Consider the following 17,467-nt stretch of genomic DNA (forward strand, 5'->3'; position numbering starts at 1 on the left):
CTGATTATTTCAACGTGAATTCGGTTGTAGAAACCAATTCTTTAGAGTTATAAACATTTACAACATAACGTCCTTCAGCAAAATCGCCACTAGGAGATACAAATTCACAAATATTCAAACTTCTGTTTTCGTAGTTAAATTTGCTTACCAAACTATAGTTCACAGATTCAGAACCAACAGTAATTTGCTCATTAGCACCTAAAATGTTTCCTTTAGAATCAGTAACCTGTACATATAATTCTTTATCACCAGCACCTACAAGTGAATTTTTAGCAACTGTATAGCATACTCTAATTTTATCACTTCTACTAGCTCTTTCAGTAGGAATCAGTTTCCCTGAACTTCTCTCAATTACACCAAAAGCTTTCAATCCTACAGTTTGAAGAACCGCAGCATTTTCAAGTACATTTGAAATCTCTGTATTTTGAATCAACAAAGAATCGGTAAACATTGTACGTTCGGCCAATTTGACGTTTGTACTATCCAATGACGTTGCCAATAACGAATTTTCAATTTTCAGTTTGTCGTTTTCAGTCAACAACACATTCATTTCTTCTTGTAATGACAAATATTTCTTTTTATACTGCCACAAGCTAGCCACACTATTTTGAGATACTTTCAATGAATCCATCAAGCCTTGGATACGTGCTCTTGCCTCCACCAAGTTTTGATTAGCAGTTTCATTTTCTCCAATAACAATATCGTATTGCTTTGCCATATTGTTCAAATCGGTCATCACTTGTTGTTTTTCTTTCACAAGTGTCGCTTCGGTTTCTTTTTTCTCGTTGTAAAGTTTAGAGGTATAGAACCCAGTACCTAAAAATAACACTAGTAATATACCCAATGCGACTTTTAAACCTGTACTTTTACTGTTTCCATTATTTTCCATAAGTTGTTTCTTTTTAGTTTTAAAATGGTTTTTTTTAATCTAATTTTTTTGAAGTTGGTTACAATTCACTGTATTTTTATGATCGCAAAGCTAATCAAATTCCTCGATGGATAAACTTACTCTTTTTACTGAAGATGATTTAAAATCACTTCTAAAAAACCGAATCAATGAATCCAAATTTGGAGAACACGTACAGTTAGTTACTGACTTCACCAATATATACGATTTGTTAACAAATTTGGACGTTGAGTATGTTATATTCGGAATAAAAGAAGATATTGGAGTCTTTGCAAACTACGGAAACGCAGGCACAGCAAGGGCTTGGGAGGCAACTCTAAAAGTTTTGTTAAATATTCAGAGTAACTCGTTTACCAACGCAAATAAAGTTCTGATTCTTGGTCATTTGGACTTTTCAAAAGAGATGGAAAAGGTAAAATCTTATGACCAAAGCAATAAAAAGGACATCAGTAAAGCCCGAAAAAAAGTTGCTAAAATTGATACTTATGTCACACATTTGGTACAACAAATTGTAAGTGCTGGCAAAATACCAATTGTTATAGGAGGTGGTCATAACAATTCTTACGGCAATATTAAAGGGACTGCTTTGGCATTGAAAAAGCCTATTAATGTAGTTAATTTTGATGCCCATTCCGATTTTAGACGTGAAGAAGGCAGACACAGCGGCAACGGATTTAGTTACGCTTACGCCGAAGGATTTTTGAAGAACTATTTCATTTTTGGTTTGCACGAGAACTATACACCGGACATTATTTTTAAAACGTTGAATAAGTTCAAAGCCATAAAATACAATACATTTGAAGCTATTTCCATAAGAAATGAAAGCTCCTTCAAATCTGAATTGGACAGAGCATCAGAGTTTGTGTCCTCAAAACCTTTTGGCATTGAAATAGATTGTGATGCCATCAAGAATATTCCGAGCAGTGCGATGACGCCAAGTGGTTATAGTGTTAAGAAGGCTAGAAGTTTTGTGAATCATTTTTCAAGACTTGAAAAAGCGAAGTACATTCACATTTGCGAAGCGGCTCCTAATCCAGAATCTGAAACGCGTGTTGGTAAGCTTGTAACTTATTTGATTACTGACTTTATAAGAGCTAAACAATCAACAAATGGAACAAAATAAAGAATACAGAAAAGATCTTTGGCTGTTTTTGGGCAGCGTAATCGTCTTGTTATTTATTTTATTTACAAACTATGTTCACGTCAACAATTGGGATAATGAGGTGTTATTGAAGATGATTGACATTTTGACTTTTCCAATGATTATTATTGGAAGCATAGTACCGTTGATAGTAGTTTACCGCTTTATGATTAAGAAAACCCAAAGCAGAACACTTTCAATGCTAACATTGTTTTTTTCATTGTTCACAGCTGTGATAATGGGCTATACTTCGTTTTGAGACTATGGAAATTGTTTCATTCAATAGCTTATACTCCAAAGATTTCTATGATTTAAATATCGAATGGTTGCAGACCTATTTTTATGTTGAGCCGTTTGATGAAGAAGTATTGAGCAAGCCTGAAATCTATATTGTTGATAAAGGTGGAAGTATATTCTTTGCAAAACTCGAGAATGAGATTGTCGGAACGGTTGCATTGATGCCAACAAAAGATCCCAAGATATTTGAATTGACCAAAATGGCTGTGTCTCCAGAAAAACGTGGGCATCAAATAGGTCAAAAATTGATGCAACATTGTATTGATTTTGCCAAGCAAAAGAATTGGAATGGATTGATGCTCTACTCAAATACGAAACTCGAGAACGCCATCTATATTTATCGAAAGTTTGGTTTCAAGGAAATTCCAGTCGAAGAAAACTCACCTTATAAACGAAGTAATATCAAGATGGTTTTGGATTTGTCTTAACTTAATTATTTCCATTCGATTTCAATGAATCTATTTGACGCTGCAATTTCTCAATTTCATCAGCATTTTTATTGACTTTTGGTATGCTGTTGATGGAATCCATAGATTGCTGCATTACATCAATATCCTTTGTTTCCTCAACATAATAATAACCGATGCCTTCACTGGCACGCCACGCTTCATTGAGTTGGTCATAAACAGATTTATCCCACTGACTTGGATGTTTGACGTCAATCCAAACCACATCTCGATATTCGCTATCCACCAAAGCCAGATCTGGAGTTGCAGAGCCATCGAACTTTGACGAATCATCCCTTACCGCTGAAACAGTTCCCAAAAAGAACATACGCTTACGACCTGCAATGTCCTTGATATATGGCCTAAACTCCACAGGTTTGTTTACTGACCAATCAAACTCCTTACGAGATTCTATAATCTTTAAAGGCATTGCCGAAACGCCAGCGTAGCCCTGTTTTTTTGCCGCGTGGTCGTAATAAAACAATTGGTCTGTACCATCTGCCGGTATAAAAACACTGTAGGTCAAACTAGTGCGCTCATCTCCTATAGGCTCCAAACCAAACCAATGGTATAAACCGTTATAAGCACCAACGTTGGTTCCGTTAAAGTCAAAATCAGTCACAAATGGTTGCTGGTTTTGATCGTCTGGCAAATCTGGAATTTTTACAGCAGTTTCCATTTTCCAAGGCAACGGATCTGTGAAACCTCCCAAAAACTTCAGTGATTCTGCTTGTAGCCTAGAAACTTTTTCAGATAAGGTATTTTGCTTTGTCAAAAACGGATGATTTTTCATCTCTTCTGGGCTGATGTAAGTTCCTTTTCCTATCAAAACTCGCTCTACATAATCATTAAAATCGTGTGCGCCACTATCAATAACCATCACACCGCCGAAAGTGGGATATGGAAAAAAGAAGCCTTTCCACTTGATCAAACTGACCACTTCAACCCATTGACCTGAATCGTTTTTCATATAGAACGTATCACTAGGTTCCATAGTAAACAATTGAAAGATATTGAATCGTTGAACGACAGCATTGTAAGTATTTCTACTGAATTTCAATGATTCTCCAATTGAAAAAACAACCGGAATTCGGTTTTCGCTCGAAAAGCGCGGAAAAGGAGATGTACTCGATACGGCAAACACCTCTTCTGTATTATCACTTATTTGCTGCAAAGTATATTTTTCTGATGGTTGTATGGCCATCGTCCACTTATTCTCGCCATCTACTCTTACCAAATGTGGCAAAGACACATCTTTTGTCTCACCTACAGATTCATTCGCCATTGAGAAAATGTTTTGCAACGGCTGTATTCGTTCATTTTGGGTTAACGGCAATTCATTGATTTCAACTCTATTCAAATGATTGAAGACGTTGTAGGTCTTCATATAATCGTACATTTTAAAATGCCAACCCACTACATAAAGCAATCCAAAAAAAGCAATCAACAAACCTAAAATTCCTAATCGTCGCCCTGTGCTGGCGGAATTTCTAAACACCTTCAATCCAAAAAACAATACTATTCCGCCCAACAAAATGACGAAGATGTATTTTCTAACGAATAATAAAAACGGCTGATAATCATCTCGAAGAAAAAACAACAATAACAATAAGATGAAACCAACAATGATGGAGATTGTCTTTTGTTTCCGTCCTCTATTCCAATATTTTTTTATCATAACATTTCAGTTGGTTGATAGTTAACAGTTGATTGGTTATTTCATTAACTACATCAACCCTTTGTCTTTCAAACGTTCGCGAGCACTTTTTTGATTTGGATCTTTCTCAATTTCCTTTTCGGCTTCTTCTATAACTTTGGGCTGACGCGTTGTAATATCTTGAATAAAATCCTTTCCTTGTTCGATAGCGTGATCAAATTTTTCCTCCAATGATTCACTTTGGGCATCTATGACTTTTTCAGATTTCAATACAAATCCACCAATGTAAGTTCCTACCAACGTACCAACAATCACAGAAGCGAACACCGAAATCGTAGCAATGTCAATAGGAATCAAAAATCTGGCAATGACAATTCCGACCAATACAATCGCAGTGATGAACACCAATCTCAAAATAAATTTTTGTTGGTACAGAAAGCCTGTTGGGTCATTTGGCGACATCTGCAATTTTTTGGAATACATCAATTTATTAAAAAAGCGATACAAACCATTACCAGTTGATTCTCTCCAATAAAGTAACACACCAAATAAAATAGAGCTGATAAATACTATGAGTTCTAAAGTCATCTTGTTTGAGTTTTCAGATTAGAATACCTATAAAATTAGTCTAAAATTATCATATATTGTTACTTATTACCTCAATCACCCATTCTTTAAGTGATTCCTCCCAAGATTCGTAATTGATGTAAAACTGCTCTTTGTCAAACCAATACAAATGCAGAACATCCAACATAGACACATTTACCAACAACATCCAAATCAAATCTTGGTGCTTTGCTTGCAATGATGAATGCGGTTCTTGAAGCGAATTGAACAATTCGGCATCAACAATATCTCCGATCTTATATTGATTGCTAACTTCCAATTTTTCAAGATACAACTCCACTCCCATCAGTTTTTTGCGAGATTCGATGTCGAGTTTATTCAAATAACTTTTGAATAGCACGGAATCGTTCAAAATATCTATTATGGGATGCTGCGTATCCTTCAGCAATTTGGCAAACATAAATTTTTTGATGCGCTCGTAGCGTTTACTCTTCACAACATCTTCCAAATCATATTCTATAATGACGTGATCGCGGAGTTTTTCCATCAATTCTGGTTGCGAAATGTGAAAGATAATGACCTCGTGAACAGTATCTTTTATAGCCTCTTTATACCATTTTTCATCTTCAAAAACCACGATGGGCGAAATAAAATCTCTCAACAAATACACGCCATTGAAAGCCTTGGTATAAAAAGAATCCGTTTGAAATTTCAGATTGTTCAATATCAAATCACGATTGCGCAAATCACCATATTTTTTTGCTGATGACAGTAATTGTTGATGTAGTTTTTCATCAATGAAATTATTTCCTTGCTTGAATTTATCAACCAATGCCATTTGTTCCTTTTGGACTTTGTCCAAATCATTGATTAAATGAAACTTAATGGTAATGCTTTTATATTTCAAAACATCCAAAGGCTCATAAAACGCGTCAATCTGTTGGTCAAAATCCAAACAGATGGCACAATCGCGAGTGATGTCGTTGATTTTCTGACCATATTCAGCAAAAACCAATTTCATCATATCTCTATCGAACGTATGAAATGGATTGTACACAGGTTTGCCTTTTTGTAAGGGAGAAATAATGATGCCGTGAGGATTGGCTTCACCATTGTTCAAATAATGGACGACCTTCTTTTCTTCAGCAATTTCTGGGCTCCAACCAATGCCATCGATAGAAAAAGACGTCAATTCAGTTGGTGCAAAACCAAGTTTCGACAAACATTGATTATAACGCTCCACCAACTTTCCACTGATTGGAATGAGTTCACTTCTATATAAATTGGCTGCCTTTAGTTTATCCATTTGATTTCATTAAACTATGAATTTGAGCATATTGAAGCAAAATGATGGTCTTGGTATCTTTTATTTCTCCAGTTTCTATCATTTTGAGCGCCATTGAAAATGGCAATTCGAGAACCTCAATTTCTTCATTTTCAGAAGCAACGCCTCCTCCACTATTCACCTTCATATCTTGAGAATATTCACCAACAAAAAAATACATTTTTTCCGTCAAGGCTCCTGGCGAACTGTAGGCTTCCATAATGTGCTTGACGTTTTGAATGCGATAGCCAACTTCCTCTTCTGCTTCTCTGATGACAGTAGCTTCGGCAGATTCATTTTTGTCAATGGCACCAGCACAAACCTCAATGGACATTCCATCTTTTTCGTCATTATGATAGGCTGGCATTCGAAATTGTTTGGTCAAAATCACGGTTGATTTTTGTGTGTTGTAAAGCAAAATGCACGTACCATTGCCTCTGTCATAACTTTCTCTTGACAACCTTTTCCAACTACCATCTTTAAATTGAAAGTCATAATCAATCTCATACAAGGTTGCCCAAGCTTTTGAAAGGACTTTTTTAGTGATGTTTTTTACTGAATTACTGTTCATTTTCAAATATCTTTCTCGCTTCCAGTTCCACATTCAGTTGGTCTACTCTTGCTTCCACTTTTCGTTTGAAATCGGTATCGGCAATGGTTGCCACATTATCAATATATCTCACCACTTCTTGTCGTCTGATTTCAGAAAAATCCAACCCTTTCATGTTGGCACGCATCAACTCCTGAAGCATATTGAATTTGGTTTCATAATTCTGTTTGAAATAAATTTCGGGTTTGCTGAACCAATCTTCTTCCAAATCAAAATCAGTAAGTCGCAATGAAATTGCCGATTGAATATTTCTCACATCACGAGATGAAAAGAATGGAAACACCTTTTGCATATACTTATAAAGATTGGCATAAAACAGATGTTCATTGGTACTGAACTGTTTCTCAACTCTATCATAAATATCGTGGACACGCTCTTCGGAAGGCTTATCAACCTTATTCAAAATTTCACCCATATTCTTCGCCAAACCTTGATTTTGCAAGTAGCTGTAATTTTCTGGGTTTTTCATATTGACGAAATTTGGCACTGTATCATCCAGTTTTCGCCACCAAAGATGATCTTGATCTAAAAAGTCGTGTTCTGTACGTGCACCATCAATTTTAAAGCGGCCTTGTACACGTGAAATTACCGCCTTATCTAACATTTCCGGCAAATTTGTAAACAACCCGATGGAACTATTACCATAATTGACAGCGTAAGCACCTTCGGTATATCTCAAAAAGACACCTATCACTTCCTTTACACCAGCTGATACACCTTGAGCCGTTCGTTCCTGAAGATTATTTTCGGCATCATCAATAGGTGCAAAAATCAATTTTGTGGGATCTTGCAACGGCTTCATCCATTCCACCATTTTTTCTGCAGAACCACCTTGAAACGTCGAAATCAAGGTGTCTGGCATTGGGTGAAACAAAAACGGAATTTCCAACGTATCGCAATGTTCCTTCAGCTTGGTGGCTATTGCTGCAATGAGCATACTTTTACCAGTTCCTGGAATTCCGTAGCCCATAAACACAGGCATAAATCCGCCCAGTTCCTGAAACGGATTCTTCTTTGCGGCGAAATCATAACTCAACAAACGTTCGGTCAATCGACGTGCAAAGTGTTTTGCATCTCGGTTACCAACGATTTGTTCAAACCTAATTTTATTGAATTCGACACTTTTTGCAGCACCTGAAAATACGTTGTTCCAACCTGAAACTGCAAAATCAGTTTTTTCAAGCTTGTAGGTTCTATCCAAAATGGATTCCTGATATTCCAATGTGCTTTTGCGCATTTGGATTTCGTCAATCAAAGCTTCAAAATAAACCACTGTAAAATCAACAACATCCTTATCACTTTTGATGATGTCTGGATGACTCAAATACTTATCGTAATAAAACAATGTACAGGCAATGCCCTTAAGTGGAGACAGTAAGGAAACCTCTGGAATTCCAGCAAACTTTTGCTTCATAACGCTTAAATCATCCGAAGCAATTACTTTTAAATTATGAAGAATATTATAAGCGGTTGAAAAAAGCATAAACGCGGTAGCTGTGTGCATTTTGCTTTCATATTCACGTTTTCCGTTTGAATCGAGTGTCGATTTTCGTTCATTCAAACTGGATAAACCCGAAGCATCATAATAACTATCCTTTATCCAAATACCAAGCGTGATGCCTTCTTGAACTACATAAAGCGTTTGATTTAATAGGACTGGAATCGCAATGGATTCTGGCAACAATCGTTTTTTCAGTTCCAAAATGGTCTTGGAAACCGACGTAATATCAGCCGAATTTGAACCATTATTGGCGCGAGACAAATACAATAAAATTGATTCGTCCTTGGCGTCTTTATCTCTGTTTTTGGCACGTTGGCCTTGTTCCCATTGAACACTTTTTAAGTAAGATGTTGCCTCTTCACGAAGCATATCTAGTTCTGATTGTTTTATTGGGAATGTTGAATTGTGTTCCATATTTTTTTAGTGTTCAGTTGGCAGTTTGTAGTCGACAGTACTGAAAACTGTGACTGCGACTGCATACTGTATTTCAAACTTTCAACTCCGAAATTTGAATAGGCGGTTTTGCCAAACTGTTCATAATCTCTGGCGTTTTGCTGTATAATAATTGAATGATGCGATGTGGTGCAAAAACATATTTTTGTTGAATGATTTTACTCCAATTCTGAAGTGTTTGCTTTGAAAAATAGCCTCCTTCCCTGAATTCGCTACCTGAAAAAACTTCATCAACCTGTAATGACAATACATAAGATTCCAAACCTATTTCCTTTTTACCAATACTCTCCAAAATGGTATGCGTAATGATGTTTTCATCTTTGGCAAATACATTATGAAATGGTCCCAAATCGATGCGTTTGATGTGTTTTGGATGAATGTCTGGAAGTTTTCGGTCGATGGAGTATGCCATTGCATCAAGAGACATTTCTCTATCAGCAACCGTTTTTAAAACATCATATATAATTTCCTTATCCTTTACAGCATCTCGACCACTGTAATCAAAATACATAAAGCAGACAAAAGGTCTGTTGCTTGCCACATCAAAAAAACTCCAGCTAGTCATATATTGCACACCTGTTCCTTCTGGTGCATCAATGATTTTTCCTTGCACAAATCTGTTGTAGATATATTTTTGCTCAACTGAAGTATAATAGACGATCGATGCTGCCTGAAATAATTTGTTTCTTTTGACAGGTTCCTTCGCTTTCATCAACCTATCAAGAAATTCATTTTGCAGTTCGCTCACATCCTTGAGTTTGCTGATATAATTTTCTCGAAGTGACAAATCGTTGAACAAATAACGAAACTCTAAATAGTTTGGAAATCCAGAATCCGTTAAATCGACTTTCATATTATCCTCATCGTCATACATATATTTAATACGCATAGCCTCAATGGAATACAAAAGCAAATCACAATATTGCTTGAGAAAAACCACCTCCTTTGAAGTACAAATTTCCTGTTGTTGTACGCTCACAATCAATTCTTTTAGAGCAAAATCTACCATTTGATGATAGAATACATAATGCTCTTTGGAATCGAGATAAGCTGAATCTAAAGGTGTTACAATCATTTTAAATAGGAAGTTTTCTTCGGGAATTTGGAAATATCAAGCAAGAATGACAATTGCGTACGCAAATTGTATGGAAAAACCTCACAGGTCTTCCGAAACCTGTGAGGTTTGAATCCATCTTATGAAAGCAAATCGTCAGGACCTGTCGAAGGTTTAGTGTTACCAGAAGGTTTACCTGAACCGTCGCCAGTTGGCTTTGCAGCATCAGCCTTATAATAGTCCTCAAAAATTTCTTTCATATCGATACCGTAACGCTCTGCAAAGTTTTTCTGGATATCAGCATCTTTGTTGCGAATTTCCTGCAACGCTTCAGCATAACTGCTGTAAACGCCTTGCATCACTTTTTCGTGAACAGGAATATTGTCCATCATTTCCTGACGCGCTTTGGCACTAGCCGTATGCATAGCTGCAAGGGTTTCTCCAATGTGCTCATCGGTTTTGACGCCTAAATGTTCCAGGATTGCGGCAAACTCTTGATCTGTTCTAGCTTTTAATGCCACCACATAACCGTCGTAATATTTCAAACGCTCTTCTGTATCCGATTTCAATTTGGCACGATGCGTTTGAAGATTACTTCTTAAAGATGTCAACACTTTAATAGTTAGATTATGTTTATGAACGAAACTGTCCTTTGACGCTGCCAAAGTTGTATAAGCATTCTTAAGACCTTCCAATTCTTCAACCTTTTGTTCCAAAGTTGTTACTTTCCCAACAGCTTGAGCGTAATCTGCCGATTGCTTGTCTGCAATTTCCTCCAATTCTTGACGCGCTTGCTTTAACAATGCATAGTTTTCTTCAAGCTTTGCCTCGACCTCTTTTTTCTTCTCCAGAGCTTTTGTGTGATTTTTCGTTGCTTCAACAATGGCATCCTGAAGTTTATCTTCAACTTCTTTGATTTCGACTTCTCGGTTTTTCAAACGTGTGACAGCAGCTTGAGATTTGAAAGATAATTCGCCCAGAAGTGTTTGAACATCTGCTTTTTCAATTCGCTCCTGAAACATCGCTTTGGCCTTATTATCTGCTGCAGCTCTTACTTTTTCGGCTTCTTTCAAAGTTTCTTCTGCCTTTTTAATTTTGGCTTTTCTTCCCCAAAGATTGTTCCACCAAGTATCTGGTTTGTTTCTGGCATCTTCCAACTCAATTTTGGCACGATCCAATGCTTTTTGGGCATCATCAATTACTCGTTGCTCATCTGCATTCAGTGAAGAGAATTTCTCAAATAGAATACCAACTTCATCTTGATAATCTGTTAAATCCTTTACAGCATCTAAAAGTGTTGTTCTGTCTTTTTCAGCCATCCCAACCACATCATCCAAGGTGGCATTAAGAATCTTTTGACGGACTTCTGGGTCGTCTTCCTGTGCCAGTTTGGACTTCATAGTGTCAATGGCTTTTCCCCAATTGACGTCAACTTTTTCGTTTTTCTGGTTAGAATTGGTTTCTAACAAATCAAAATCTTCAGACATAATTTATGGTCTATTTAATTGTGTTGAACTAATGTTATGTGCGTAGCAATTTCGTTAAAAATTACGAGTATAAAAATTATTAACGACTAAATTATTGGTAGTTTTTGTTATAAAAATGTTACAAGTTTTAGAAAAGTCTTTTCAAGTGATTATCTTTAAGGAACTACAAATTTTAAATTATGAAAATCACAAAATCTTTAATTGTCTTATGCGTTATAATGACTTTTGCTTGTAAAGACAATACCAAAAAAGCAGTTGAAATTGCTTCTGAAACGGCTGAAGAAATGCACCAAACCACAGTGCCAGATTCTTTGGAAATCATCCCAATTGAACACGCCACGATGATTTTGGCATATAAAGAAACTGTTATTTATGTTGACCCTGTGGGAGGAATTGGTTCATTTAAGGATCAAGAAAAACCGAGTTATGTTCTGGTGACAGATATTCACGGAGACCATATGGATCCTGCAACCTTGAATGAAATGGATCTAACCAATACTATCTTGATTGTTCCTAAAGCCGTAAAAGATAAGCTTCCCGCCGAACTTAAAACAAAAGAGACAGTTGTTTTAAACAATGGTGAGTCAAAAAGCTTTGACGATTTGAAAGTTGAAGCAATTCCGATGTACAATTTAAGGAAGGAGGCATTGAAATTTCACGAAAAAGGACGTGGTAATGGCTACATAATTACTTTAGGTGATGAACGAATTTATATTTCTGGCGATACAGAAGATATTCCTGAAATGAGGAATTTAAAGGATATTGATGTTGCGTTTGTTTGTATGAATTTGCCTTATACTATGACTGTGGAAAGTGCTGCAAGTGCTGTTTTGGAATTCAAGCCAAAGAAAGTTTATCCATATCATTATAGAGGAACTGAAGGTTTGAGCGATGTTGATAAATTTAAGTCGATTGTAACCAGTGAAAATCCTGATATTGAAGTGGTACAATTAGATTGGTACGAATAGATTTATACTATAAAAATATTCGACGAAATGCGCAATTCTTCATAACTTTTTTAATATGAAATAGTTACTGAAACAATTAAAAGTGTATATTTGGAGTCCAAATCAATTATAAAAAATTAAGTCATGCTTAATATAACTAACCTAAACCTTATGGTCAGTACAATGCAGCTGACAATAGTTCTTATCATTACTGCTGCGATATTTCTTATTTTTATAGTCATTGCTATCATAAAAATGTACAAATTAAAAGCTGAAAATAAGCGTTTATTGGAATCTGATGCTTTTAAAGCAGATGTTGATGAAAGCTATAAGGATTTCACGGATGGACATCTCTACGACAACAAATAAATTATAACCATAAAATAAAAAAAGGGCTAAATTGAATTTAGCCCTTTTTTATTGCAATCGATTATCTCACCAGTTTCTTATACTTGATACGTTTCGGAGCTACATCTCCTAGACGTTTTTTCCTATTTTCTTCATAGTCACTGAAACTACCTTCAAAGAAATAAACTTCAGAATTACCTTCAAATGCCAAAATGTGCGTACAGATTCTATCTAAAAACCATCTGTCGTGACTAATGACCACAGCGCAGCCAGCAAAGTTTTCAAGACCTTCTTCCAGAGCCCTTAAAGTGTTCACATCTAAATCATTGGTAGGCTCATCTAAAAGCAATACGTTACCTTCTTCTTTCAGCGTCATTGCCAAATGCAAACGGTTTCTTTCTCCACCAGAAAGCAATTTTACTTTCTTGTTTTGCTCGCTTCCACTGAAATTAAATCGACTTAAATAAGCACGAGAATTCACCTGCTTTCCTCCCATCAAAACCAATTCCTGTTCATCACTAAAGTTCTGCCAAATTGATTTTTCTGGATCAATATTAGAATGGCTTTGATCGACATAGGCAATCTTGGCAGTATCACCAACAATAAACTCTCCTTTATCTGGCGATTGTTCACCCATTATCATCCTAAAAATAGTGGTTTTACCAGCGCCATTCGGACCTATCACACCAACGATTCCGGCTTGAGGTAGTTTGAAATTCAAGTTTTCATAAAGCAGTTTATCATCGTAACCTTTACTTACTCCGACGGCTTCAATGACATTTGTTCCTAACCTCGGACCGTTTGGAATATAGATTTCCAACTTTTCGTCTAATTGTTTTTGGTCTTGGCTTAACAATTTATCATAATTGTTCAAACGTGCCTTTTGTTTGGTTTGACGACCTTTTGCACCTTGTCTCACCCACTCAAGCTCACGTTCCAATGTTTTTTGACGTTTGGAAGCCGTTTTGCTCTCTTGCGCCAATCGTTTTGATTTCTGGTCTAACCAAGACGAATAATTTCCTTTCCAAGGAATGCCTTCACCTCTATCCAATTCAAGAATCCATCCGGCAACATTATCCAAGAAATATCTATCGTGCGTTACTGCGATAATGGTTCCTTTATATTGTGACAAATGCTGCTCTAACCAATGCACCGATTCCGCATCCAAGTGGTTGGTAGGCTCATCGAGAAGCAACACATCTGGCTCTTGTAACAATAATCTACAGAGTGCCACGCGGCGACGTTCACCACCTGAAAGCACTGAAATCTTTTTATCTCCGTCTGGTGTACGCAAAGCATCCATCGCGATTTCCAATTTTGTGTCCAGTTCCCAAGCGTTAGAGGCATCAATTTTATCTTGAAGCGCAGCTTGTCTGTCCATCAACTTTTGCATCTTGTCTGGGTCAGAATACACTTCTTCCAAACCAAACATATCGTTGATTTTATTGTATTCATCAAGAATGGCAACCGTTTCAGCAGCACCTTCTCGAACTACCTCCATTACCGTTTTGTTATCGTCCAATTGAGGCTCTTGCTCCAAATATCCAACCGAATAATCCTGAAGAAACGTCACATCACCTTGGTAATTTTTATCGATACCAGCAATGATTTTTAGAAGGGTAGATTTTCCTGAACCATTGAGTCCGAGAATACCAATTTTGGCTCCATAAAAGAAGCTCAAGTGAATATTTTTTAAAACAGGTGCATCTGCACCTTTAAAGGTCTTCGTGAGACCTCTCATTGAAAAGATTACTTTTTTATCGTCAGACATAATTATTTATGATTGTAGATTTTGATTTTGAATAAGTGTTAGCCTTTGAGACTCAATTAAACACGACCTTTCAAGGCATTGAAAACCCAAGCTATGGCAAAAAAGCCAAAGCCCACTGTTGCAAATCCCCAACCAGCCACATCATCGTAACGGTAAGCACCCATTAATATTAAAACAACCCCCATTATGATCATTAAAGTGGTAGCCCAAGCCAGCACTGTATTTTTGTTCATCGCCATAGTTATTCATTTTTTGGACTACAAATATCGTGTTTTTCGAAATATTAAAACAACTCTGAGGTATTCAAATTATTGAACATTATAAGCATAATAATTTTTATGCCCTTACATCAGCATAGTCATCAGCTTTTTTATCAAAAACAGCTTTTGCAAATGGACATAATGGAATTGCTTTCAAATTGTTTTTCCTCATAAAATCAACAGTTGCGTCCAACAATTGATATCCAACACCCTGGCCTTTCAGTTGCTCACCAACCTCGGTATGATCAATAATGATTTTATCGGACCCAGCGTGTGTATAGGTCATTTCAGCTTCTTGCTCGCCTTCAATTTCAACATAAAATGAGCCTTTTTTGCCAGTGCTGCGATGCTTTACCTCAACATCCATTAGAGTGAGTTTTGAAATGAGTTAATAGCTTCTTTAAGTTCGTCATTAAGTACTTCATTGACAACTTTTCCGTCCGAAAAATTGTCTTTGAACTCTGGCAAAGAAAAGGTTGACACGATGTTGGCACCATGCCTTGGAAAACGCATTTGACCATACTCAAAAGCCAATTTTGCGGCTCTAGCACCATTACACGTTGACATCAATAGCATAGGTTTTTCAAAAAACATTTTTAATTCCATACGAGACGTCCAATCCAAAAGATTCTTAAAGGCAGCAGTGACATTCCCATTATGTTCTGCTAAAGAAACAATAAAACCATCCGCTTTTTTCAATTGATCCAAAAACATTGAAACTTCTATTGGAAAACCGTTCTTTTCAAGGTCCACACTGAATACTGGCAACGGATAATCATTCAAATCCAAAATTTTTGTTTCAACATTTTGAAGCAAACTTGCGGTATATATTACCAATTGTTTATTGATAGATGTGGAACTTGTACTACCAGCGAATGCAATTATTTTTTTCATATTATATTTTCATAAATTTTTATCACAAGTTACATCAATAATTATAATTTTCTGAAAAAACACGTGGATTTGTAAATGCTTGTTTTGTTAACACGTGTACTTTTTACAAAACCATATTTAGTTTGTATTTTAGCCCAAACTAAATGAAAAGTAATGGATTTAAACTTCAACAAAAACGAAGATCACAATAAACTTTTGGTATCAGATTTAAAACAACGCTTGGCGAAAGTAAAACTTGGCGGTGGACAGAAAAGCATTGATAAGCATCATGAAAAAGGTAAAATGACTGCAAGAGAACGCGTCAACTATCTTTTTGATGCTAAATCGAAAACGATTGAGATTGGAGCTTTTGCTGCGGAAGGAATGTATGAAGCCCACGGAGGATGCCCTTCTGGAGGCGTGGTAGTGAAAATAGGTTATATCAAAGGAAAGCAGTGCATAGTGGTTGCCAATGATGCCACTGTAAAAGCTGGCGCTTGGTTTCCCATTACTGGCAAGAAAAATCTGCGTGCACAGGAAATAGCTATCGAAAACAAGTTGCCAATCATTTATTTAGTGGATTCGGCTGGTGTGTATCTGCCCATGCAAGATGAAATTTTTCCAGATAAAGAACATTTCGGGCGAATTTTCAGAAACAACGCTATTATGAGCAGCATGGGCATTACCCAAATAGCAGCAATAATGGGTAGCTGCGTAGCAGGTGGAGCTTATTTGCCAATTATGAGCGACGAGGCTATAATTGTTGAAAAAACTGGAAGTATTTTTTTGGCAGGAAGCTACTTGGTAAAAGCAGCCATAGGAGAAAGTATTGACAATGAAACTTTAGGAGGAGCTACAACTCATTCTGAAATTTCTGGAGTTACGGATTACAAAGCCAAAGATGACAAAGATGCTCTTGACACTATTAAAAATCTGATCGATAAAATTGGTGACTACGATAAAGCAGGGTTTAACAGAGCCAAGTCAATAAAACCAAAGGAAAATCAAGATGATATTTATGGAATTCTCCCTCGAAATAGGGCTGACCAATATGATATGTATGAAATCATCAAAAGATTGGTTGACAATTCAGAATTTGATGAATACAAAGCTGGTTATGGAAAAACCATCATCACTTGTTACGCTAGGATTGATGGCTGGGCTGTGGGAATCGTGGCCAACCAAAGACAAATTGTAAAGACTACTGGCGCTAAAACCAAATCAAGTGAAATGCAGTTTGGAGGTGTCATTTACAATGATTCAGCGGACAAAGCAACAAGATTTATTGCAAATTGCAATCAGAAGAAAATTCCTTTAGTGTTTTTACAAGATGTCACCGGTTTTATGGTTGGAAGCAAGAGTGAGCATTCAGGTATTATAAAAGATGGTGCCAAAATGGTCAATGCAGTTTCCAATTCGGTGGTTCCAAAATTTACAATTGTAATCGGGAACAGCTATGGAGCTGGGAATTATGCGATGTGCGGTAAAGCTTATGATCCAAGGTTAATTGTAGCCTGGCCAAGTGCAGAATTGGCTGTAATGAGCGGAAATTCTGCTGCTAAAGTGCTATTGCAAATTGAAACAGCATCCTTAAAAAAGAAAGGTGAAACCATTACTCCTGAACAGGAAGAAGCGCTTTTCAAAAAAATAAAAGATAGATATGATGAGCAAGTATCGCCATATTACGCAGCTGCAAGACTATGGACTGATGCTATTATTGACCCATTGGATACACGTACTTGGATAAGTATGGGCATAGAAGCTGCGAATCATGCTCCAGTTGAAAAACAATTTAATATGGGTGTGCTGCAGGTTTAATGTTTA

General features: G+C 36.6%; 18 protein-coding genes. 6 read left to right on the top strand and 12 right to left on the bottom strand.

Going from position 1 to position 17,467, the window contains the following annotated elements:
• Positions 1-4: 4 nt before the first annotated feature.
• Positions 5-889: a chromosome partitioning protein ParA gene (locus tag M0G43_RS08055; protein ID WP_248024935.1), complete on the bottom strand. Its 885-nt coding sequence runs from the start codon at positions 887-889 to the stop codon at positions 5-7.
• Positions 890-995: 106 nt separating this feature from the next.
• Between M0G43_RS08055 and M0G43_RS08060 the strand changes: the two genes are divergently transcribed.
• From M0G43_RS08060 to M0G43_RS08070, 3 genes are read left to right on the top strand one after another with little or no spacing between them, the layout of a single operon-like run.
• Positions 996-2,030: a formimidoylglutamase gene (locus tag M0G43_RS08060; RefSeq protein ID WP_248024936.1), complete on the top strand. Its 1,035-nt coding sequence runs from the start codon at positions 996-998 to the stop codon at positions 2,028-2,030.
• Positions 2,017-2,307: a hypothetical protein gene (locus tag M0G43_RS08065; protein WP_248024937.1), complete on the top strand. Its 291-nt coding sequence runs from the start codon at positions 2,017-2,019 to the stop codon at positions 2,305-2,307. The genes M0G43_RS08060 and M0G43_RS08065 overlap by 14 nt, the downstream gene beginning before the upstream one ends.
• 4 nt (positions 2,308-2,311) lie before the next feature.
• A complete protein-coding gene (locus tag M0G43_RS08070) occupies positions 2,312-2,773 on the top strand; it encodes a GNAT family N-acetyltransferase (protein ID WP_248024938.1) in 462 nt (153 codons plus the stop codon).
• Position 2,774: 1 nt separating this feature from the next.
• Here the strand turns inward: M0G43_RS08070 and M0G43_RS08075 are convergent, their stop codons facing one another.
• The 7 genes from M0G43_RS08075 to M0G43_RS08105 all read right to left on the bottom strand — a co-directional run bounded on the left by M0G43_RS08075 (position 2,775) and on the right by M0G43_RS08105 (position 11,444).
• Complete coding sequence (locus M0G43_RS08075) at positions 2,775-4,469, bottom strand: hypothetical protein (protein WP_248024939.1); 1,695 nt, start codon at positions 4,467-4,469, stop codon at positions 2,775-2,777.
• Between the two features lie 48 nt (positions 4,470-4,517).
• Positions 4,518-5,036 (bottom strand): hypothetical protein, encoded by a 519-nt coding sequence (locus tag M0G43_RS08080; RefSeq protein WP_248024941.1) that lies wholly within the window; start codon positions 5,034-5,036, stop codon positions 4,518-4,520.
• A 49-nt stretch (positions 5,037-5,085) separates the two neighbouring features.
• Positions 5,086-6,321, bottom strand: a complete 1,236-nt coding sequence (locus tag M0G43_RS08085; protein WP_248024942.1) for a DUF6638 family protein — start codon at positions 6,319-6,321, stop codon at positions 5,086-5,088.
• Positions 6,314-6,910 carry an NUDIX domain-containing protein gene (locus M0G43_RS08090; protein WP_248024943.1) on the bottom strand — a complete coding sequence of 199 codons (597 nt, stop codon included), beginning with the start codon at positions 6,908-6,910 and terminating at the stop codon, positions 6,314-6,316. Before M0G43_RS08090 ends, M0G43_RS08085 begins: the two co-directional genes overlap by 8 nt.
• Entirely contained in the window at positions 6,900-8,864 is a 1,965-nt protein-coding gene (locus M0G43_RS08095; protein WP_248024944.1) for an AAA family ATPase, read from the bottom strand. The genes M0G43_RS08090 and M0G43_RS08095 overlap by 11 nt, the downstream gene beginning before the upstream one ends.
• Before the next feature lie 73 nt (positions 8,865-8,937).
• Positions 8,938-9,978 carry a hypothetical protein gene (locus M0G43_RS08100; RefSeq protein WP_248024945.1) on the bottom strand — a complete coding sequence of 347 codons (1,041 nt, stop codon included), beginning with the start codon at positions 9,976-9,978 and terminating at the stop codon, positions 8,938-8,940.
• Positions 9,979-10,097: 119 nt separating this feature from the next.
• Positions 10,098-11,444, bottom strand: coding sequence for a microtubule-binding protein (locus M0G43_RS08105; protein WP_248024946.1), 1,347 nt, complete (start codon positions 11,442-11,444; stop codon positions 10,098-10,100).
• Between the two features lie 179 nt (positions 11,445-11,623).
• Between M0G43_RS08105 and M0G43_RS08110 the strand changes: the two genes are divergently transcribed.
• Together M0G43_RS08110 and M0G43_RS08115 are read left to right on the top strand one after the other, a co-directional pair.
• A complete protein-coding gene (locus tag M0G43_RS08110; protein ID WP_248024947.1) occupies positions 11,624-12,412 on the top strand; it encodes an MBL fold metallo-hydrolase in 789 nt (262 codons plus the stop codon).
• Between the two features lie 123 nt (positions 12,413-12,535).
• Positions 12,536-12,760, top strand: a complete 225-nt coding sequence (locus M0G43_RS08115) for a hypothetical protein (RefSeq protein WP_248024948.1) — start codon at positions 12,536-12,538, stop codon at positions 12,758-12,760.
• 61 nt (positions 12,761-12,821) lie between these two features.
• On the opposite strand, the gene ettA is transcribed toward M0G43_RS08115, so the two are convergent.
• The 4 genes from ettA to M0G43_RS08135 form a co-directional block, all read right to left on the bottom strand.
• Complete coding sequence (gene ettA / locus M0G43_RS08120; protein ID WP_248024950.1) at positions 12,822-14,510, bottom strand: energy-dependent translational throttle protein EttA; 1,689 nt, start codon at positions 14,508-14,510, stop codon at positions 12,822-12,824.
• A gap of 56 nt (positions 14,511-14,566) precedes the next feature.
• The gene (locus M0G43_RS08125) at positions 14,567-14,749 is read right to left on the bottom strand and encodes a CAL67264 family membrane protein (RefSeq protein ID WP_248024951.1); all 183 of its coding nucleotides are present in this window, start codon (positions 14,747-14,749) and stop codon (positions 14,567-14,569) included.
• A 97-nt stretch (positions 14,750-14,846) separates the two neighbouring features.
• Positions 14,847-15,137 (bottom strand): GNAT family N-acetyltransferase, encoded by a 291-nt coding sequence (locus M0G43_RS08130; protein ID WP_248024952.1) that lies wholly within the window; start codon positions 15,135-15,137, stop codon positions 14,847-14,849.
• Positions 15,137-15,664 (bottom strand): NADPH-dependent FMN reductase, encoded by a 528-nt coding sequence (locus M0G43_RS08135; protein WP_248024953.1) that lies wholly within the window; start codon positions 15,662-15,664, stop codon positions 15,137-15,139. The genes M0G43_RS08130 and M0G43_RS08135 overlap by 1 nt, the downstream gene beginning before the upstream one ends.
• Before the next feature lie 153 nt (positions 15,665-15,817).
• On the opposite strand from M0G43_RS08135, the gene M0G43_RS08140 reads away from it, so the two are divergent.
• Positions 15,818-17,461, top strand: coding sequence for an acyl-CoA carboxylase subunit beta (locus M0G43_RS08140; RefSeq protein ID WP_248024954.1), 1,644 nt, complete (start codon positions 15,818-15,820; stop codon positions 17,459-17,461).
• The last annotated feature ends 6 nt before the right edge of the window (positions 17,462-17,467 follow it).

Origin of the sequence: Subsaxibacter sp. CAU 1640 (assembly GCF_023156585.1) — a bacterium.
In the GTDB taxonomy this organism is placed as follows: domain Bacteria; phylum Bacteroidota; class Bacteroidia; order Flavobacteriales; family Flavobacteriaceae; genus JBPOFM01.